The sequence below is a fragment of the Marinobacterium jannaschii DSM 6295 genome (assembly GCF_000620085.1).
GTDB lineage: Bacteria > Pseudomonadota > Gammaproteobacteria > Pseudomonadales > Balneatricaceae > Pontibacterium > Pontibacterium jannaschii.
Window position 1 is genome coordinate 15,581 of the sequence record NZ_JHVJ01000035.1, and the last position, 19,676, is coordinate 35,256.

Sequence of the window (19,676 nt, forward strand, 5' to 3'; positions counted from 1 at the left end):
GAGCTCATGGATAAATTGTCACGACACTCTAACGGTGCCGAATTTGCCGTACAAGCGATCAAGTACGTTGAAGTCCTCCTAATCCAATCCATTGGTGACGGAGGTCAATTCAGGCGGCGGGCAGGCGCCTTATATGTCCCTTATCATCGATGGCAACCAGCACACATTCGGCTTCGGTTACCTTGCGCAGCTCAGCCCCATCCGGGCAGCGGCCCCAGACCTCTACCCAGATCGAGAGCGAACTCCGTCCCCGCTCGACCACCTGGGTATAAAAGGACAGAATGGTGCCGACCAGCACCGGCGACATAAACTGCATCGGCCCGATAGAGACCGTCGCAATTCGTCCCTGCGCTTCACGCGCTGCATGCACCTCAGCGGCCAGTACGACCTGCGCACTGACCCAGCCACCGTAGACATCGCCAAACATATTGGCGGCCTCGCTCCCGGCAGGCAGCTGTATGCTCAGTTCACCGTCAGGTGTCAGGGTTTCAGCCTGTTCCAGCGTAGCCATCTCACTGTATTTCCTGGGTATAAGACAAAAAGAGTATGTGACAATACTAAAAGCTGCTGTGGCATAACAACAAGGTGATTAAGATATTTTTCCTATATTACGCTAATAAGCTGCTATAGCATGCCATCAGTCCCTCCGTAGCATAGCGCGCCGCTATGACAGACAGATGGAAAACACGCCCCAGCTATGCAGATCCATCCCCTGACCTGGTTGAAATCTGCTCAGGATGACAACTTGTCACATTTTTGTCATCAGGCGCTTTTATAGTGCCCCCAGCGTCTAAAACAACTTCTAATTTTTTGTTCTCTCTCAGGAGCTTCAAATGAAACCGATGACTAAGCTGTTCGCAGCAGTTGCCATGGCTGCAGCTTGTACTACTGCTTCAGCATCCGACCTGCTGGACAAGAACCTGCCTGTTTACCAGAAAGCATCTGGCGTATCCGGTAACCTGTCCAGCGTAGGTTCCGACACTCTGGCCAACCTGATGACTCTGTGGGCTGAGGAATTCAAGCGTCTGTACCCTAACGTCAACATCCAGATTCAGGCTGCGGGTTCCTCTACTGCGCCTCCGGCCCTGACCGAAGGTACTGCGAACATGGGTCCTATGTCCCGTAAGATGAAGGACAAGGAACTGGAAGCTTTTGAGAAGAAATTCGGCTACAAACCGACTCCGGTTGCCGTAGCCATCGATGCGCTGGCGGTCTTCGTACACAAAGACAACCCGATCAAAGGCATGGACATCACTCAGGTTGATGCGATCTTCTCCTCTACCCGCAAGTGCGGTGCTAAAGCAGATATCACCAAATGGGGTCAGACTGGCGTAAGCGGGACTCTGGCAGACAAGACTGTACAGCTGTACGGCCGTAACTCTGTATCCGGTACTTACGGCTACTTCAAGAAGAAAGCCCTGTGTAAAGGCGATTTCCGTAACAATGTAAACGAGCAGCCAGGTTCTGCATCCGTTGTACAGTCCGTATCAACGTCCCTGAACGGCATCGGTTACTCCGGCATCGGCTACAAGACTTCTTCCGTACGCGCCCTGCCACTGGCTAAGAAGCCTGGTCAGAAGTTCGTAGAAGCTACGCCTGAAAATGCAATCGCCGGCAAATACCCACTGGCACGTTCCCTGTATGTATACGTGAACAAGAAGCCAGGTCAGCCGATCGCCCCACTGGAGCGTGAATTCGTTAAGATGGTAATGTCCAAGGTTGGTCAGGAAGTTGTCGTGAAAGACGGCTATATCCCACTGCCAGCTAAAGTTGTTGAGAAACAGATGGCGGCTCTGGGCCTGTAATCTTATAGATCAATAACTTAGACATTATGTCTTAGTACGGGGGGGCCATGTATGGTTGCCCCCGTTTGCTTTGGCGCGCGCTATGTAACAAAAATGTCATAACGTTCAATTAATGTACGCGCCTCAACATCCAGGACCATTGCGCCATGAGTATCGACAACACACCTATCCATCCCGATCTGGATTTCGACACCCCGGCGGCGCAGCGTCTACGCAAGATTCGTGCATTTAAAGATAAGCTGGCCGGTGTTGGAATCGCCTTTGGCGGTATCAGCGTCATCGTCGCCATCCTGCTGATCTTCTTTTATCTGTTGTACGAAGTTGCTCCGCTGTTCCAGTCTGCAGAGATCCATCCCTGGCAAGAACAAGACCGACAGGTTGAGCCTTATGCTGTTCCCGGTGAGGGCAATACGCTTTACCTGACCATGGAAGAACAGGCCGAGATTGGCCTGCGCGTAACTGATGAAGCGATTCTGACGTTCTTTGATACCCGCTCCGGCGCCGTGATCAAATCAGAAAAGCTGGCTCTGCCTGAAGGAGCTACGGTTACCAGTTTTGCACTGGCATCGGAAGCCAGCCGCATACTTGCGCTGGGATTGAGCAATGGTCAGGCACTGGTCATAAAGCATAACTACAAGTCCACTTACCCTGACGGTAAGCGGGTTATCTCCCCGGAGCTGGCCTGGCCGATGGGAGAGGAACCTATTCAGGTTTCCGACACGCCGCTGACCCTGCTGGCGATTAACGGTGATGAAGAGAACTGGAGCCTGATCGGCGGTGACAACCAGCACCTGAAGCAGACCTCAATCTCCCTGACAGAGAACCTGTTCAGCGGCGAGGTTGAAGCGGAGGCAGAACGTTCAGAACTGCCATACCTGAATATCAATGCCCGCAAGATCCTGCTGATGCCTGATAACCGCTGGATGATGATCAGCGGCGCCGAAGGCAAGATTGCCGTGGTGGATATGCAGGCTGAAGGCGGTCCGAAAGCAACCCAGCTGATTAAAGGCAGCAGTGGCGAGATCACCAGCTTTAACCTGTTGCTGGGCGGAAACTCGGTGCTGGTCGGCGATAATAAAGGTCAGATGTCACAGTGGTTCCTGGTACGCGATGAAAACCAGAACTGGCAGCTGTCCAAGATTCGCAGCTTTGCCAGCGGATCGAACCCGATCAACAGCCTGTCCACAGAACACCGCCGCAAAGGCTTTGTCACTGTCGATGACAGCGGTATGCTGCGCATGTACAGCACTACCGCCAACCGTAACTCTCTCAGCCATAGCATCGCTTCCGGTGCCGTGGACAATGCCGTGCTGTCGCCCCGCTCCAACGCCTTGCTGGTGGAAAAGGACGGCCAACTGGCACTGTGGAAGATCGACAACGAACATCCGGAGATCTCCTGGAGCGCACTCTGGAGCAAGGTCTGGTACGAAGGTTATGAGGAGCCAGAGTTCATCTGGCAGTCTTCTGCATCAACCAATGATTTCGAGCCCAAATACAGCCTGATGCCACTGGCATTCGGTACCCTGAAAGCGGCCTTTTATGCCATGCTGCTGGCGACCCCGTTGGCAATCTGCGGCGCGATCTACACTGCTTACTTCATGGTGCCGTCACTGCGCCGTAAGGTGAAGCCGTTTATCGAGCTGATGGAAGCACTGCCAACGGTTATCCTGGGCTTCCTCGCCGGTCTCTGGCTGGCCCCCTTTATGGAAACCAATCTGGCGGGTATTTTCCTTACCCTGCTGTTGGTTCCGGTCTCGATCGTCACCTTCGCCTTCATCTGGGCCCAGCTACCGAATAAAGTTCGCTACCTGATTCCGGAAGGCTGGGACGCTATTCTGCTGATTCCGGTGGTTGTCTGTTCCACCCTGTTCAGTTTCGAGATAGCCCCCCTGTTTGAGCAGCTGATCTTCGGCGGCGATATGCGCTACTGGGTGGCCAATGAGGTGGGTATCCCGTTCGACCAGCGTAACGCTCTGGTGGTGGGCATCGCGATGGGCTTCGCCATTATCCCGACCATCTTCTCAATCACCGAGGACGCCATCTTCGCCGTCCCTAAGCACCTGAGCTACGGCTCTCTGGCGCTGGGCGCAACACCATGGCAGACCCTGGTCCGCGTAGTCATGCCGACTGCCAGCCCGGGTATCTTCTCCGCCGTGATGATTGGTATGGGCCGTGCGGTGGGCGAAACCATGATCGTACTGATGGCAACCGGTAACACGCCCATCATGGACGTCAACATCTTCGAGGGTATGCGTACCCTGGCGGCCAATATCGCCGTGGAGATGCCGGAATCCGAGGTCGGCAGCACACACTACCGTATCCTGTTCCTGGCTGCCTTTGTGCTGTTCATGTTTACCTTCGTGGTGAACACCCTGGCGGAAACCATCCGTCAGCACCTTCGCAAAAAATACGGCTCCCTGTAATCCGGGTGTGATAGAGGCATAACGATGCGAATTTCTTTTAAAGAATGGACTAAATCCGGCGCACCCTGGGTCTGGTTGAACGCAGGTGCAGTAGCCATCAGCATGATTATGGTGGTTGGCCTGCTGATCCTGATCGCGGTGCGCGGTCTGGGTCACTTCTGGCCGGCTGACCTTGTACAGGCGACCTACAGCGAGAACGGCCAGCAGATGAAGCTGGTCGGTGAACTGGTCAACTCCGAGGATGTACCGGCTGATCAGCTACGCGACAGCGGTGTAGATGTACCTGAAGGTGCTGAGTTTATGCAGCGCAACCTGATCAAGGTCGGTAACCGCGATGTCGGTGGCAGCGACTTTATCTGGGTGCTGGATGACTTTATCTCCCAGAGTAGCAAGCCGGAGATGCTGTTCGCGGCAGAACGCCGTGAGTGGGGTAACTTCTACGGCTACCTGCGTTCAGTGAAGCAGGATGGCGAACTGGTTGCCAGCTATGATGGCTATGAGAAAACGGCTGAATACGAAGTCCTGTGGCAGGACTTCCAGAGCCGTATCGAACGGGCCCTGGTTCTGCACGAACAGATCAAGGATATCGAGAAAGGCGATATCGGTTCGATCAACTATGAACTGGAGCGCATCCGCCTGAAAGAGCGGGCGCTGCAGCTGAAAGAGATCACCGATCAGGCACGCTACCAGGAGCTGGATGCCCGCCGTGCCGAGCTGAATGCGGACTATGAAGTGCTGCAGAAGGATCTGACCGATCTCTATACCGCCTTTAACCGTGACAGCATCACCGCTGAGGTGGCCGACGGCCGTATCGTCGAGATCGAGATCTCCAAGATTGTTCGGGCTTTCCTGCCTAACGATATGGGACTGGGCGCCAAGATCGCGCACTATGCGGAGAAGATCGTCGAGTTTATGACCGATGATCCGCGTGAAGCCAATACCGAAGGTGGTATCTTCCCGGCTATCTTCGGTACGGTGATGATGGTACTGCTGATGTCCGTGATGGTGACGCCTTTTGGTGTCGTTGCCGCAGTCTACCTGCGCGAATATGCCAAGCAGGGTTTTGTCACCCGCCTGATCCGTATCGCAGTGAACAACCTGGCGGGGGTACCCTCCATCGTTTATGGTGTCTTCGGCCTCGGCTTCTTTGTTTACTTCCTGGGCGGCCATATCGATGATGCGCTGTTCCCGGAAGCCAAACCGGCTCCGACCTTCGGTACTCCAGGCCTGTTGTGGGCATCTCTGACGCTGGCACTGCTGACTGTACCGGTGGTGATTGTGGCGACCGAAGAGGGCCTGTCCCGTATCCCGCGGGCTGTGCGTGAAGGTTCCCTGGCGCTGGGTGCAACCAAGGCAGAAACCCTGTGGAAGGTCGTACTGCCAATGGCCAGCCCGGCAATGATGACCGGTGTGATTCTGGCGATCGCCCGTGCTGCCGGTGAGGTAGCACCGCTGATGCTGGTGGGTGTGGTCAAGCTGGCACCCAGCCTGCCGCTGGATATGAACTACCCGTTCCTGCATCTGGATCAGAAGTTCATGCATCTGGGCTTCCATATCTACGACGTTGGCTTCCAGAGCCCTAACGTCGAAGCAGCGCGGCCACTGGTTTACGCCACCGCCCTGTTGCTGGTGGCCGTGATTGCCATGCTGAACCTGTCAGCCATCGCAATCCGAAACCACCTGCGTGAAAAATACAAAGCACTTGAAATGTAACGCTGTATAGCAGACTTTAGTGAGAAGGTGTCAGTCATGACTAGCGAAGCCAAAACACACGCGATTGATATTTCCGCCATGCAGCGTGAAAACAGAACCCTGAACCTTGAGGACGAAACCACCGCCCTCGAAGTGAAAAACCTGAAACTTTACTACGGTGATAACGAAGCCCTGCACGGCATCGATATGATGATCCCGAAAAACCGCGTCACGGCCTTTATCGGCCCTTCCGGTTGCGGTAAGTCGACCCTGCTGCGCTGCTTCAACCGTATGAACGACCTGGTGGACAGCTGCCGTATCGACGGTCAGATCCTGCTGGATGATGCCAACATCTACGACCGCAGTGTCGACGTCGCCGAGCTGCGCCGTCGTGTCGGCATGGTATTCCAGAAGCCAAACCCGTTTCCGAAGTCCATCTACGAGAACGTGGCTTACGGCCTGCGTATTCAGGGTGTGACCAAGAAGCGCGTCATCGATGAAACGGTTGAATGGGCGCTGCGCTCTGCCGCCCTGTGGGATGAAGTTAAGGACCGCCTGCACGAAAGTGCACTGGGTATGTCCGGTGGTCAGCAGCAGCGTCTGGTTATTGCCCGCACCATCGCGGTTAAGCCGGAAGTCCTGCTGCTGGATGAGCCGGCCTCCGCACTGGACCCGATCTCCACCCTGAAAATCGAGGAACTGATCCACGAGCTGAAGAACGACTTCACCATCGTGATCGTAACCCACAATATGCAGCAGGCAGCGCGTGTATCTGACTACACTGCATTCATGTATATGGGCGACCTGATCGAATTTGGTGTCACCGACACCCTGTTCACCAACCCATCCAAGAAGCAGACCGAAGACTACATTACCGGTCGTTACGGCTAAGAGATCTGCGAATAAGCCCCGTGCCGCGGGAGGTAAATCACCTCCCGCTTTAAACCCGGGCCCGAAAACACAGCAACGGAGAGTGAAGCCGTGCAGTTTGAAGACAATTATTCATCACATATTTCCCAGCAGTTTAATGACGAACTGGAACAGATTCGTACCCAGCTGCTGACCATGGGTGGCATCGTCGAGCGTCAGGTGCATGACGCCGTGGAATCCCTGCTCACCGGTGATACCGAACTGGCAGAGCAGAGTCGTCGTGTCGATAAGCAGACCAATGATATGGAACTGATGATCGACGAACAGTGCACCATGATCATCGCCCGCCGCCAGCCAGCGGCCAGCGACCTCCGCCTGATTATCTCGGTCTCCAAGGCCGTCAGCGACCTGGAACGGATGGGCGATGAAGCCAGCCGAATCTGCCGTCATGCCATCGAGCTGGCAGATGCCGGTGACTCCCAGCGCGGCTATCAGGAAGTACGTCATATAGGTAACCTGGTACGCGCGATGGTGAAGGATGTATTGACCGCCTTCGCCCGTAACGATACCGAACTGGCGTATCGTGTTGCCAAGAAGGACAAAGAGGTCGATCAGGAATACCGCTCCGCCATGCGCTCGCTGGTGACCTACATGATGGAAGACCCACGTGCCATCTCCAGCGTCCTCAATGTGACCTGGGTGTTGCGTAGCCTGGAGCGTATCGGCGACCACGCCCGCAATATGGCCGAGCACCTGATCTACCTGGTCAGCGGCACCGATGTACGCCACAGCAGCCTGAAACAGATTAAACAGGCCGTTCAGGCAGATAGTGACAGCTGATTAAAGCCACACACTCAGCAATTCACCAAAGGGCAGCCCGACCGGCTGCCCTTTTTTATTGCCGCTACGCCAATACTCGCAAAAGTAATCCGGCATTTGGCCGATAGTCTAAGCTTGTACAGATACATTAGCCTATCGGGTCGCTTGCAGTCGCCCAACGCTATCCACACCGGTATTACTATGGATAAATACATTGTCTACGGAGATCTCAACTGCCCATTCTGCTATGCCCTGCAGGAACAACTGGCGAAATGTGATCTGCTGAATCAGGTAGACTGGCGGCTGATCGAGCACGCCCCCGACATCGGCGTTTACGGCCGTAACGCCGAGAGTCAGGCCGAGCTGGCCGGTGAGGTATTCATCGTTCGCAGCCGGGCCCCCCAGGTACAACTGGCACTGCCCCCGATCCGCAGCGACAGCCGCTTCGCTATCCTCTGCATCATTGCCGCGATGGAGCTGGACGACGCCAAAGCCCGGCAACTGCGCCATAACCTCTATCGCTCACTCTGGATTGAAGGCCTGGATATCGCCAATACCGCGGTGATTTATGACTGTATAACCGACGCCGGGCTGCCGGGCGAACTCAACATTGAGGAACGCCATGAAGAGATGCTCGCACACTGGCAATCAGAGTGGGAGCATGGCGATTTCGCCCTGAGGATTCCGGTAGTGGCGGCACCCGACGGCCGGCGTATGCTGGGACTGGCGCCGCCAGAACAGCTGCTATCATTCTTTGGCGGGGCCGAAGTCGAAGCCAGCCCGGAAAGCATGGACAGCTGTCGCCATATCGACCGCCAGACCATCTGCCTGCTGACCGGCCGTGATACCGACAAGGTCTGGCCACTGATCGCGGCCCTGCGGGATGACTTCAATATACTGCTGCCCGCCTCGGCAATGGAGCTTAAGCAGTTGCTAAACGGCAGCGAAGCCCCGGACCTGGTGTTGCTGGATAGCAGCGAACAGTGGCAGACGACACTTGAGCTGTGCCACGATCTGAGCCAGCAGCAGCTGGATCACAACACGCCGCTGGCGCTGGTGGGTGAAGATATCAGCGAAAGCCAGGAAGTGGCCGTCTATGATGCCGGTGCAGCTGACTACTTCACCACCCATCGAGCCCCGGCGGTACTGCGCGCCCGGGTAAGAACCCTGCTGCAGCTGAAACGCTCGCATGACCTGCTGGAGCGCGCTGCGCGGATCGATGGCCTGACCCAGGTCTATAACCGCCGCGAGTTCGAACGCACCCTGGAAGTCGAATGGCGACGAGGTCAGCGCTCAAAGCGCAGCCTGTCGCTGATCCTGCTCGATATTGACCACTTTAAACAATACAACGACCATTATGGCCACCTGACCGGAGATGGCTGTCTGAGAACCGTTGCCCAGACGATTAAGTCATCTGTCCGCCGGGTGCAGGATATGGCCTGCCGTTATGGCGGCGAAGAGTTTGCGGTGATTCTGCCGGAAACCGATATCTATGGCGCCTCGCAGCTGGGGGAGAAGATCCGCCGCCAGATCGCGGAGCTGCAGATAAAGCACGACGGCCTGAAGCCGGGGGCCACGCTCACCATCAGTATCGGCATCGCCTGCATGAACCCGGCAGACGTTGACAGCCCTCACCTGCTGATCGAAGCCGCCGACCAGGCGATGTACCAGGCCAAGGCCGATGGCCGTAACCGGGTGGTCAGTGCCGACTGAGCCGGCCTGACAGACGTGGGCTAGCAGTAGTCGGCGAACGGCGGAAACAGTTCGATCAGCCCATCGCGCCCCAGTGAACGCATCAGTTCCATATTGCGCTCTGGAATCGCATCCGGATCCGGATAGTTCATCAGTACCCGGCTCATCTGGCCTTCGCGGATAATATGGAAGCAGGGAAACGGCATCCGGTTGGTCCAGTGACTGAGGTCATCGGCCGGAACACCGCCGAACAGGTAGGCCGGATGAAAGCTGGCCAGCTGAAAGGTCCCCGCCAGGCCAGACTGCTTCAGCAGGTCTTCCAGCAGCGCCAGCATATCGAGATAGTCGTAGAAGTCAGCCAGCGCATAGGGCGTGATAAAGAGCGTGGTAGCGATCTCGTCTTCGCCACTCTGGTGGATCAGTTCCAGTTCCTGCAGAAAACCTTCGGCGATCTGCTGCGGCTCAGTCTCGGCGCAGACGGCATAACGCAAGGTGGCATTTTTAACCACCGGCGCCGCAAAGGGACAAAGGTTCTGGCCTACCACCAGGGTTTCCACCCAGCGGCGGCACAGGGCCTCAACTTCATCAATCGAATACTGCTTCAATGTTTCAATCCCATCCGCAACTATATGAGGTTAAGCCCTGAAGGCGGCAACAGCGGACTGTTGTCCCGACTCAGATTTCTTTTGCAGGTGGCAGTGATAATATACGCGCACCCGTAATCAGGAAGTATGCCACGTGCCGATCCCCAGTGCTTTGACTAAAGCCAGTTTTGATACCCGCTGGACCTCCCTCAGACGCCCTACAGAGCAGCAGGTGCCACGCTACTGGCGCAGCTGGCTGACAGACAGGGGCTCGCTGACACAGCGTCTGGTGCGCCTCAGCCAGGGTGACTTCCGGGTCGAGGTGGTCTGGCAGGGCTGGAGCCGGCCGACCCGCTCTGAAGCCAAGGCCCTGAATATGCGTACCCGGCAGCGCGCCCTGATTCGCGAAGTCCAGCTGATCGGCCGGGACCAGGCCTGGGTCTATGCCCGCTCGGTGTTTCCCGCCACAACCCTGACCGGCAGCCAGCGCCAGCTGAAGCTGATCGGCACCCGTTCGCTGGGTACCATCCTGTTTCGGGACCCGACCATGCGCCGCGGCCCGTTGCAGGTCAGCCGCCTGCAACTGAAAGACCGGCAGGCAGTCTGGGCGCGGCGCTCGCTGTTCTATCTTTCCGACAAGCCGTTGCTGGTCTGCGAGGTTTTTCTGCCAGCGCTACAACAGGTAGAATGTGCTGCAGAAAACAACCGATAAAGACTCCACTATGACCGCACAGCTCAACCCGTCCTTGTCCTGGAAAGAGAAACTCGGCGCCTATGGCCAGCTGATGCGGATCGATCGTCCCATTGGTACCCTGCTGCTGCTGTGGCCAACCTACTGGGCGCTGTGGGTTGCGGCGGGTGGTTTACCAGACCTGAAGCTGCTGCTGATTTTCACCCTCGGGGTCTGCCTGACCCGGGCAGCCGGTTGTGTGATCAATGATTTTGCCGACCGCAAGGTAGACGGCCATGTAAAGCGCACCCAGAACCGGCCCATGCCCTCCGGCAGGGTCAGCAGCCGCGAAGCGATCAGCCTGTTTATCGGCCTGATGCTGCTGGCGTTTATCCTGGTTCTGTTTACCGATCCTCAGACCATTCTGCTCTCGGTCGGAGGCTTGCTGCTGGCATTCAGCTACCCCTTTATGAAACGTTACACCCATCTGCCTCAGCTGGTCCTCGGGGCGGCCTTTGCCTGGGCGGTACCGATGGCCTTCAGCGCGGTACGCGGTGAAGTACCGGCCGAAGCCTGGCTGATCTATCTGGCCACCCTGCTCTGGACGGTCGCCTACGATACCAAGTATGCGATGGTGGACCGGGATGACGATCTGAAGATCGGCATTAAATCCACCGCCATCCTGTTTGGACAGCATGACCGGCTGATGGTTGGCCTGCTGCAGGGGCTGACATTGCTGACACTGCTGGGGCTGGGCCTGATGCTGCAGCTGACCACCTGGTACTACCTGGGGCTGCTGGCCGCCGGCGCTTTGTTTGTCCACCAGCAGTGGCTGATTCGCGACCGCGACCGCGACCTCTGCTTTAGGGCCTTTCTCAATAACAACCGGGTCGGACTGGCCATATTCGCCGGGATACTGCTACAGTATTCAGCGGCCTGATCGCTGTAAATTCTTATACTATGGACGGTATTTCAGCCGCAGCTTGCGCTTGCACAGGGCGGGCGTCATATTTGTGTAACAATATTGTCTTGTAATAGTGCCGTCCTGAACCCACGTCAGAGAGGCTTTTTACATGTCTTCCCCGAAAAAGGTGCTGATCGTCGATGACGAAGCGCCGATTCGCGAAATGATCGCAGTGGCACTCGAGATGGCTGGCTATGAATGCCTCGAAGCGGACAGCGCCAATGCCGCTCACGCCATCATCGTCGATGATAAACCCGATATGGTATTGCTGGACTGGATGATGCCGGGCACCAGCGGTGTCGACTTCGCCCGTCGCCTGCGCAAAGATGAACTGACCTCCGACCTGCCGATTATCATGCTCACCGCCAAAGGTGAGGAAGATAATAAGATTAAGGGACTGGAGTGCGGTGTCGACGACTACATCACCAAGCCGTTTTCACCCCGGGAGCTGGTTGCCCGCCTGAAAACAGTCCTGCGCCGCACCACACCGAAAGGCATCGAAGAACCGGTATCCGTGGATGGCCTGACACTGGACCCTATTTCGCACCGCGTCACCTCTGATGCCAGCCCGATTGAGCTGGGTCCGACCGAATTCCGCCTGCTGCAGTTCTTTATGACCCATCAGGACAGGGCTTACTCCCGCAGTCAGCTGCTCGACATGGTCTGGGGTGGTAATGTCTATGTGGAAGAGCGTACAGTGGATGTACATATTCGTCGCCTGCGTAAAGCACTTGGAGAGCGTCACGATTATCTGGTACAAACAGTACGCGGTACCGGATATCGTTTTTCCTCTAAAGTAGCCTGAGATAACTGATGCATAAGCTCCGTCACTCCATGCTCAGCAGCCTGTTTATGGCCGCCATTCCGGGATTGCTGATCGGTTTTATGGTGGGGCACCCTGGTTGGATACTGGGCCTGGCCATACTGATCTGGGGCATCTATCAGTCACACCAGTTTGGTCGCCTGACCGACTGGCTGCAGTTTGAAAGCGAGAAGGAACCGCCGGAAGCCGGCAGTCACTGGGGCGAGTTATTCGATGAACTGTCGCGCTTACAAAAGCGGCACAAGTCGCGTGAGAAATATCTGCGCAGTGTCATCACCCGCTTCCAGCAGTCGTCTGCGGCATTGCATGATGCGATTGTCATCATCGACCGGCATAACAACCTGGAGTGGTGGAACAAGGCCGCTGACCGGTTATTGGGACTGAAAGCGTCCTCTGACCGTGGAAAACCGGTTATGAACCTGCTGCGCGATCCGCGCTTCATCCGCTATTTCAAGAAAGACAACTATGCCGAGCCACTGCAGTTAATCTCTCCGGTCGATCCGGAGGTTCAGCTGCAATACCAGATCACCAAGTTTGGTCAGGGGGATCACCTGCTGGTGGCCCGCGACATTACCCGCCTGATGCGCCTGGAACAGACCCGACAGGACTTTGTTGCCAACGCCTCCCATGAACTGCGTACACCGCTCACCGTGATCCGGGGTTATCTCGAAACCTTCCTCGATCAGGAGCTGCCAAGGCCACTGGTGCGCGGGCTGACCCAGATGCAGCAACAGGCCAAGCGGATGGAAAGCCTGGTATCTGACCTGCTATTGCTATCCCGCCTGGAAGCCAGTAACCAGATCTCCGACGAACAGTCGGTACAGATTCAGAACCTGATCAGCCAGATCCATGAATCAGCGGCAGAGCTGGCACGGGAGAAAGGCCACAGTTTCGAACTGGAACTGGACCAGGAGTTTGACCTGCTGGGCCAGGAGATCGAGCTGCACAGTGCATTCTCCAACCTGGTGTACAACGCCGTTCGCTACACCCCCGCAAACGGTCATATCAAGCTACGCTGGTGGGTGGATGCTGCCGGGGGGCACTTTGCCGTCACCGATAATGGCCTGGGTATCGATTCGATCCATATCCCGCGCCTGACCGAACGCTTTTACCGGGTGGATGAAAGCCGCTCCTCAGCCAGCGGCGGTACCGGGCTGGGGTTGGCAATCGTCAAGCATGTGCTGGCGCGCCACAGCGGTCAGCTATCCATCAAGAGCAAGGTCGGTCACGGCAGCACCTTTGCCTGTCACTTCCCCAACGATATGGTGGTGCGGGCCCGGGCGACCGAAGATGACGACGACCACACCGAGTCGATGCCGGCCTGAACACCGGACAGAGAAAAAACGGCAGCCCAAGGGCTGCCGTTTTCATTCTGTCAGCCCAAAGCCCGGCCTCTAGCGTTGGCTGGAATGCTCTTCAACCCAGTACAGGGTGGCACCGATCACGGCCGAGGGCATCAGTACCAGGTTCACCACCGGAATCATCATCCCCAGCTGCACCAGACCACCGAACCCCACCGATGTCATTCGCTGCTGTTTCAGCATCAGCTTCATATCCTTAAAGCTGACCTTGTTGTTATCCATCGGATAATCGCAATACTGGATCGCCATCATCCAGGCGCCGAACAGAAACCACAGTAGCGGAGAGACAATATTCAGCAGCGGAATAAAGGTCACCAGTAACACCAGCAGAAACCGGGGCAGGTAATAGGCCAGCTTGGACAGCTCGCGGCCAATCGCGCGCGGCACCAGCGCCAGCACAGCCCCCCAGCCCTCATCGGTCAGCACCTCGCCACGCAGGCTACGCTCAACCTTCTCTGCCAGGAAGCCATTAAAAGGCGCCGCTATCAGGTTCGCGACGATATTGAAGCTGTAATAGACCAGCACCAGCACCAGCACCGCGAACAACGGCCAGAGCAGGAAGTCGAGGAAGGAGAGCCACTCGGGCATCTTAGCCAGCCAGTAGTCGACCCATTGATCGAACTGGTTGATCAACAGCCAGATAGCACCGACAAACAGCAGAATATTGACCATCAGCGGTACGATAACAAACTGGCGGATACCGGGCTGTGGCAGCATCTTAATGCCACGCACCAGGTAGCCGGCTCCGCGAAACGGATTTCCTTTCATAGTGGTCCCATTAACCCAGATAGAAGAACAGGAATAGCTTGATCACCACGGCCAGAATCATCAGAGACAGGCCCGCACGGTTGATCGTGAACTCCTTCGGCGTAAACACAATCGTCGGCTGCCAGAACACCAACAGCGATTTGTAATCTTTAGTGCGCCCGGCATACATCGCCAGAGACACCAGCAAGACTAACAAGCCACCCCAGAACAACAGAGGTTCAATCATTGCCAGAAAATTCATCATCGCCTTCCCTTGTTGCAACTCATAAAGTCAGCAAGACTATCAGAAATTGAAGACACCGACTGCCCGTCAAAGGCAGTAGAGGAGCGCGAACAACCATGAAAGCGATTCAGATCCATCAGTTTAAAAGCCCGGCCGAGCCACAGTACGGCGATGTAGCAGAACCGCAACTGAACAGCGGCGAAGTCCTGATTCGTAACCGCGCCGCCGGCATCAATCCGATTGACTGGAAAACTTGCAGCGGCGGTGGCGCGGCGCCCTTTATCGGCGAGCTGCCGTTTATTCCCGGCTGGGAGTTTGCTGGTGAAATAGAGCAGGCCGACGCCGAATCCGCCTTCAAACCGGGTGACCGGGTACTGGGATTTATCCGCTTTCCCCAGGCTGCTGGTTGTTTTGCCGAGAAGATCGCCGCGCCCGCGGCCGAAATCGCGCCCTGCCCTGCGGCACTGGATGCGAAAACAGCTGCCGCACTGCCGCTCGCCGGCCTGACGGCATGGCAGGCGCTGTTCGACAAAGGCAACTTGCAGGCAGGACAGCGGGTGCTGATTCTTGCCGCCGCCGGCGGAGTCGGCCACCTGGCCGTGCAGCTGGCAAAACAGGCCGGAGCTTATGTGATCGCCACAGCGTCGGAGAAAAACCATCGCTTCCTGCAGCAACTGGGTGCTGATGAGACCCTCGATTACAACAGCGTCGATATCAGCAGTACGGTGAGCGCTATCGACCTGGTGCTGGACGGCATCGGTGGTGACAGCGGCATTGCGGCCCTGCAGACACTGACGCCCGGCGGCACACTGGTCACCCTGCCCTCCGTGACCAAGGATGCCGTTATCGCCGCCGGAGAGGCGCTGGGACTGAAGGTCGAGCCGATACGGGTAGAGCCGAATGCCGTCCAGCTGAGCGAACTGGCACAACGCTGTGCCGCCGGCGCGCTGAAACTGCAATTGGCCAACAGCTATCCGATCAGCCGTACGGCAGAGGCCTTTGCCGAAAGTGCCTCGGGCCATGTTCAGGGAAAGATCGTGATCACGCTTTAAGGCGCCACAACAGAAGCACAGCGTTAAACGCAAAAAAGCCTGCAGATGCAGGCTTTCTTTATAGGCGACGCGGTTTCGGCTCAGGGATTAGAGCACAGGTACTGTTTCTGCCTCATCAGCAGGCGACAACCGGCATCGCGGATATTACGGTCGATACAGTAGAACTTGGCCCAGCTCTTATCGTCCTCAGTCGGCTTGTCACGAAACGCCGGGGTATCGTCACAGAAACCTTCAGTCGGCGCGGATTTGCTCCAGCAAGCCTTAAGGTACTGGCCATGATTCACGGTACATTCATAGCCAAAGCATTCATTAAACTGCTCCAGCGTCTGATCCAGACAGCCCTGCTGATCGGTGGTCGCACCCAGTGCCGCTCCGCGTTGACGAAACTCTTCTGCCTGGGCACCCATCTCCTGATTGTACTCATCCAGCCACTGCGCGCCACGGAACTCTATCCAGGCATAACTGCCCAGTGCCAGCAGGATCAGCAGCAACCACCAGAATTTTTTCATCCTTAAACCTTTCCTAATAGCGCTTAGCGGGCACGGGTATAGAGTCCGCCCAGACAACCAAACAATCCCACCACCGCCAGCAGCATACTGCCATTGACCAGCGCCATATGACGCTGGATAAAGGGCTGGAAGGGATGTTCGGTATTCATATCGCAAACGGACTGGCTGTAATCGAAGGAACCACCGCTATCGAGGCAGCTTTCAACCTCAGATAACTCGCTCAGGTAGATCCCCATCAACAGCAGGCAGGGTAACACCAGCAGAACTAATCCTATTCTCAGCATCAGTCTTCGTCACTGATACCGATGTTGCTGACGCCTTCATTCTCAGCCAGCAAGCGCAGCTCATTGACCAGGCTGGCCGATGGCTCAGCCTGGGTGATGCGAGCCAGCACCTCTTCCACAAAGGCTTCTTCCTGTTCCATCATGTCGTGAGTGTTGATCATTCTGACCACCTCCTCATCGGACATCTGGTCATTGGCTTCGCTGACCTCGATATAGGAAGCGACGCACTCGCGGGACAGGTTTATGACATTAGCCACTTCTGTCGCATCAGTCGCAATCACACTGTTGAGGGTTGAATACAGCGCGACCACTGCATCCAGGGCCGGGTAGGCGCCATACATGCTGTACTCTTCCAGGTCAGGCATATTGGCTTCGACATTGTCCAGCTGAACCTCGAAGTTCATCTTGACCTTACTGTTGCCGAGATGATCCCAGATAGCGTTGAGTATCTGGCGTAGCTGACCCGCATCGCCAAACTCCACCAGCCTGGAGAACAGGGCAAAGTTAGGAAACATACGTTCAGTCATGGCTGCGCTCAGGGCAACCAGCTGCCAGTCCTGCAGGTCATTTAACTGCTTTTCAACGTGCTGATCAGGCATCAATCATCTCCACCGGAGCTGTCTTTTAAAGGGGCTATTGTACGGCTTTTAGGGCTATTTGCAGAGTTTCTACACTATTTATTTCAGCAATATTGCAGCGATATCGCCGATTTAGGGTCGGATTCCCGTCAATATGCGCGCACGCCCCCGGCCCTGGCCTGCTCAGTGGTTATGCTCGCTGTTTATACTGTTATACTTTTCCCCCCTAACCCTCTGGTTTATATAGGCCATAGACCCCATGAAGAAGAATAACTCTCTTTCCCGGGTGGTCAGAGCACTGGATCTGCTCAGTGAGTGGACAGGGCGCTGTATCGCCTGGCTAACGTTGCTGATGGTGCTGGTCACCTTCGCGATCGTTGTAATGCGTTACCTGTTTGAAACCGGCAATATCGCCCTGCAGGAGTCTGTGATCTATATGCACAGCTTCGTTTTCCTGCTCGCGGCCGGCTATACCCTGAAGCATGACGGTCATGTGCGGGTCGATATTTTCTACCGCCCGATGGCTGAAAAGCGCAAGGCACTGATCAATATCTTCGGCACCCTGTTCCTGCTGTTCCCGGTCACCGGTTTTATCTTCTATATCTCCTGGGAGTACGTGGCGACCTCTTGGTCACTGATGGAAGGCTCGCAGGAAGCCGGAGGACTGGACTTCCGCTACCTGCTGAAAAGTGCCCTGCTGGCGATGCCAATGCTGATGATCCTGCAGGGAATTGCCGAACTGCTGCGCAACTATCTGGTGCTGACCGGCCGTGGCCATCTGCTGCATGAAGAAGAGGAGCACGCCCTGTGATCGAATATCTGCCGCTGTTCCTGTTCCTGGGCGCTATCGTCGTCCTGTTGCTGGGCTACTCGGTCGCCTTCTCGCTGGCGGGTACCGGATTGCTGTTTGCCGCAATCGGCGCCTATACCGGTCATTTTGATTCGGTGTTTCTGGAGGCCATTCCAAACCGCTTGTTCGGCATCATGAATAACGAGGTGCTGATCGCCGTACCGCTGTTTGTCTTTATGGGGGTTATGCTGGAGAAATCCCGGATTGCCGAAGAACTGCTCGATACCATGGCCGCTCTGTTCGGCCCGATGCGTGGCGGTCTCGGCATCTCGGTTACCGTGGTAGGCATGCTGCTGGCGGCCAGTACCGGTATTGTCGGCGCCACGGTGGTCACCATGGGCCTGCTGTCGCTGCCCACCATGTTGCGGCGCGGCTACGATCCGAAAGTCGCCACCGGCATTATCTGCGCCTCAGGTACCCTGGGACAGATCATTCCACCGTCGATTGTCCTGGTCCTGCTGGGCGATGTGATCTCTTCTGCCTACCAGCAGTCACAGCTCGATCAGGGCATTTTCTCCCCGGAGACCGTGACCGTGGGCGACCTGTTCCTCGGAGCGCTGATACCGGGCCTGATGCTGGTGGTCGCCTATACCCTTTACCTGGTCTTTAAGGCGATCGTTCACCCCGCGACCGTGCCTGCCATTCCGCAGGAAGAGCGGGATGCGATCGATAATATGGGAAGCCGCGTGCTGAAAGCGCTGTTGCCACCGGTGCTGCTGGTCGGTCTGGTACTGGGCTCGATTCTTGGCGGCCTGGCGACTCCGACGGAGGCCGCATCTGTTGGTGCTGTCGGTGCCATGATACTGGCGATGTTCCGCCGCAGCTTTAACCTGCAGATCCTGCGCGAAGTGATGCACTCCACCACCCAGGTCAGCTCGATGGTGTTTATTATCCTGGTCGGTGCTTCGATCTTCTCGCTGGTGTTCCGTGGCTACGGCGGCGACGATCTGGTACGGGAGTTCCTCGAAGACCTGCCGGGTGGTGTTGTCGGGGCTATGGTCGTGGTGATGCTGGTGATGTTTCTGCTCGGCTTCTTCCTCGACTTTATCGAGATCACCTTCGTGGTGGTACCGATTGTGGCGCCGATCCTGCTCAGCATGGGCCTGGATCCGGTCTGGCTGGGCATTATGATCGCCATCAACCTGCAGACTTCCTTCCTGACACCGCCGTTCGGCTTCGCCCTGTTCTACCTGCGCGGCGTAGCACCCGACACTATCAGCACCATGCAGATCTACCGCGGCGTGATTCCGTTTATCCTGATCCAGCTGGGCGCCCTGACCCTGCTGGCATACTGGCCTTCGCTGGCCACCTGGTTACCGGAGCTGGTGTACGGTTAACCCGGTGCGGAAACAAAAAAAGCAGGCTGAGAAGCCCAATGCCGTTCACTTAAGCGGGGCAGCACTGCGATCAACCGGATAGCGGGTCTTGCTCATTTTCACCGTCCTGGGTCTTGAAGGCCTGGGACGGTAGTGGATGCACAACTCACCTATCCCGGATCTTAAGTTCGCTAATCGCTGCCCTGTTTTGGATACAGGCTGAGCCTGAGCCATCACGATTAGTTGGCTGGCAATGTAACAATAGGCCGCTTTAAAACTTATCTCGCTTGGCGCTCTCTGATAAGCGATGGCTGCCAGCGCGGCCTCCCGGCGGATCACATTGTAAGCGAGCAACATGCCCCAGAGTTCTTGATAAACCAACGCAACTTTTTT

Annotated in this window: 20 protein-coding genes and 1 pseudogene; 13 read left to right on the forward strand and 8 right to left on the reverse strand. The window is 56.4% G+C overall.

Annotated features, from left to right (window positions below):
- Positions 1–109 precede the first annotated feature (109 nt).
- Complete coding sequence (locus Q354_RS0115190) at positions 110–511, reverse strand: acyl-CoA thioesterase (protein WP_027858355.1); 402 nt, start codon at positions 509–511, stop codon at positions 110–112.
- A gap of 322 nt (positions 512–833) precedes the next feature.
- Between Q354_RS0115190 and Q354_RS0115195 the strand changes: the two genes are divergently transcribed.
- The 6 genes from Q354_RS0115195 (at position 834) to Q354_RS0115220 (ending at position 9,322) form a co-directional block, all read left to right on the forward strand.
- On the forward strand, positions 834–1,805 hold the full coding sequence (locus Q354_RS0115195; protein ID WP_027858356.1) for a PstS family phosphate ABC transporter substrate-binding protein: 972 nt from the start codon (positions 834–836) through the stop codon (positions 1,803–1,805).
- 146 nt (positions 1,806–1,951) lie between these two features.
- Positions 1,952–4,228 (forward strand): ABC transporter permease subunit, encoded by a 2,277-nt coding sequence (locus Q354_RS0115200; RefSeq protein WP_027858357.1) that lies wholly within the window; start codon positions 1,952–1,954, stop codon positions 4,226–4,228.
- Between the two features lie 24 nt (positions 4,229–4,252).
- Positions 4,253–5,941, forward strand: a complete 1,689-nt coding sequence (pstA, locus tag Q354_RS0115205) for a phosphate ABC transporter permease PstA (protein WP_027858358.1) — start codon at positions 4,253–4,255, stop codon at positions 5,939–5,941.
- 36 nt (positions 5,942–5,977) lie between these two features.
- Positions 5,978–6,811, forward strand: coding sequence for a phosphate ABC transporter ATP-binding protein PstB (pstB, locus tag Q354_RS0115210; RefSeq protein WP_027858359.1), 834 nt, complete (start codon positions 5,978–5,980; stop codon positions 6,809–6,811).
- Between the two features lie 90 nt (positions 6,812–6,901).
- Positions 6,902–7,630 carry a phosphate signaling complex protein PhoU gene (gene phoU, locus Q354_RS0115215; protein ID WP_027858360.1) on the forward strand — a complete coding sequence of 243 codons (729 nt, stop codon included), beginning with the start codon at positions 6,902–6,904 and terminating at the stop codon, positions 7,628–7,630.
- A gap of 180 nt (positions 7,631–7,810) precedes the next feature.
- The gene (locus Q354_RS0115220) at positions 7,811–9,322 is read left to right on the forward strand and encodes a diguanylate cyclase (RefSeq protein ID WP_027858361.1); all 1,512 of its coding nucleotides are present in this window, start codon (positions 7,811–7,813) and stop codon (positions 9,320–9,322) included.
- A gap of 20 nt (positions 9,323–9,342) precedes the next feature.
- On the opposite strand, the gene Q354_RS0115225 is transcribed toward Q354_RS0115220, so the two are convergent.
- Positions 9,343–9,906: a DUF1415 domain-containing protein gene (locus Q354_RS0115225; RefSeq protein WP_027858362.1), complete on the reverse strand. Its 564-nt coding sequence runs from the start codon at positions 9,904–9,906 to the stop codon at positions 9,343–9,345.
- A 133-nt stretch (positions 9,907–10,039) separates the two neighbouring features.
- Between Q354_RS0115225 and Q354_RS0115230 the strand changes: the two genes are divergently transcribed.
- From Q354_RS0115230 to phoR, 4 genes are all read left to right on the forward strand, one after another.
- Positions 10,040–10,597 carry a chorismate--pyruvate lyase family protein gene (locus Q354_RS0115230; RefSeq protein ID WP_027858363.1) on the forward strand — a complete coding sequence of 186 codons (558 nt, stop codon included), beginning with the start codon at positions 10,040–10,042 and terminating at the stop codon, positions 10,595–10,597.
- Positions 10,598–10,607: 10 nt separating this feature from the next.
- On the forward strand, positions 10,608–11,495 hold the full coding sequence (gene ubiA, locus Q354_RS0115235; protein WP_051560182.1) for a 4-hydroxybenzoate octaprenyltransferase: 888 nt from the start codon (positions 10,608–10,610) through the stop codon (positions 11,493–11,495).
- A 133-nt stretch (positions 11,496–11,628) separates the two neighbouring features.
- Positions 11,629–12,324 (forward strand): phosphate regulon transcriptional regulator PhoB, encoded by a 696-nt coding sequence (gene phoB / locus Q354_RS0115240; RefSeq protein ID WP_027858365.1) that lies wholly within the window; start codon positions 11,629–11,631, stop codon positions 12,322–12,324.
- Between the two features lie 8 nt (positions 12,325–12,332).
- Positions 12,333–13,667, forward strand: a complete 1,335-nt coding sequence (gene phoR / locus Q354_RS0115245) for a phosphate regulon sensor histidine kinase PhoR (protein WP_027858366.1) — start codon at positions 12,333–12,335, stop codon at positions 13,665–13,667.
- Positions 13,668–13,736: 69 nt separating this feature from the next.
- Here phoR and cysZ read toward each other — a convergent pair whose 3' ends face one another.
- Positions 13,737–14,471, reverse strand: coding sequence for a sulfate transporter CysZ (gene cysZ / locus Q354_RS0115250; protein ID WP_027858367.1), 735 nt, complete (start codon positions 14,469–14,471; stop codon positions 13,737–13,739).
- Positions 14,472–14,481: 10 nt separating this feature from the next.
- Positions 14,482–14,715: a hypothetical protein gene (locus Q354_RS0115255; RefSeq protein ID WP_245601059.1), complete on the reverse strand. Its 234-nt coding sequence runs from the start codon at positions 14,713–14,715 to the stop codon at positions 14,482–14,484.
- 95 nt (positions 14,716–14,810) lie between these two features.
- Between Q354_RS0115255 and Q354_RS0115260 the strand changes: the two genes are divergently transcribed.
- Positions 14,811–15,746 (forward strand): NADP-dependent oxidoreductase, encoded by a 936-nt coding sequence (locus Q354_RS0115260; protein WP_027858369.1) that lies wholly within the window; start codon positions 14,811–14,813, stop codon positions 15,744–15,746.
- Between the two features lie 80 nt (positions 15,747–15,826).
- Here the strand turns inward: Q354_RS0115260 and Q354_RS0115265 are convergent, their stop codons facing one another.
- The 3 genes from Q354_RS0115265 to Q354_RS0115275 are packed head-to-tail and all read right to left on the reverse strand — an operon-like array spanning position 15,827 to position 17,138.
- Entirely contained in the window at positions 15,827–16,255 is a 429-nt protein-coding gene (locus tag Q354_RS0115265) for a hypothetical protein (RefSeq protein WP_027858370.1), read from the reverse strand.
- A gap of 23 nt (positions 16,256–16,278) precedes the next feature.
- Entirely contained in the window at positions 16,279–16,539 is a 261-nt protein-coding gene (locus tag Q354_RS0115270) for a hypothetical protein (RefSeq protein ID WP_027858371.1), read from the reverse strand.
- The gene (locus Q354_RS0115275; protein WP_027858372.1) at positions 16,539–17,138 is read right to left on the reverse strand and encodes a YjaG family protein; all 600 of its coding nucleotides are present in this window, start codon (positions 17,136–17,138) and stop codon (positions 16,539–16,541) included. Before Q354_RS0115275 ends, Q354_RS0115270 begins: the two co-directional genes overlap by 1 nt.
- Before the next feature lie 238 nt (positions 17,139–17,376).
- On the opposite strand from Q354_RS0115275, the gene Q354_RS0115280 reads away from it, so the two are divergent.
- On the forward strand, positions 17,377–17,928 hold the full coding sequence (locus Q354_RS0115280; protein WP_027858373.1) for a TRAP transporter small permease subunit: 552 nt from the start codon (positions 17,377–17,379) through the stop codon (positions 17,926–17,928).
- Complete coding sequence (locus Q354_RS0115285; RefSeq protein WP_027858374.1) at positions 17,925–19,304, forward strand: TRAP transporter large permease; 1,380 nt, start codon at positions 17,925–17,927, stop codon at positions 19,302–19,304. The genes Q354_RS0115280 and Q354_RS0115285 overlap by 4 nt, the downstream gene beginning before the upstream one ends.
- 45 nt (positions 19,305–19,349) lie before the next feature.
- Here the strand turns inward: Q354_RS0115285 and Q354_RS0115290 are convergent.
- Positions 19,350–19,676, reverse strand: a pseudogene (locus tag Q354_RS0115290) (IS4 family transposase); the annotation flags it as partial.